Here is a 272-nt window from a genome sequence, read left to right on the forward strand (position 1 = left end):
ATCCGTGGCGTGGAGAAGGGCATGACCGCCACCCCCACGATCCGCCAGGACGTGGACGGCGACGGCTTCGTCGAGTTGGCGGAAGGGCTGGCGACCTACGGCCCCGTTCTCCTGAACCTGGCGACCGATCCGGACGCGGCGGCCGAGCTGCCCATCGGCGGAATGGCCCATGGCGGCATCGCCTTTCCCACGGCCGGTGAGGACGGCAAGCTGAACTATCTGGAGACCTTCACCTTCGACACAGAGGGTGAAGCCAATGCCGCCGCCGCGAT

The 272-nt window shown here is 67.6% G+C and carries 1 protein-coding gene; it reads left to right on the plus strand.

The window, feature by feature from the left end; genetic code table 11:
- Positions 1-272 (plus strand): hypothetical protein (locus tag JT719_RS24745; RefSeq protein ID WP_207436445.1); only part of this gene is annotated, 272 nt, incomplete at both ends.

Source organism: Sabulibacter ruber, assembly GCF_017355955.1.
GTDB lineage: Bacteria > Bacteroidota > Bacteroidia > Cytophagales > Hymenobacteraceae > Nibribacter > Nibribacter ruber_A.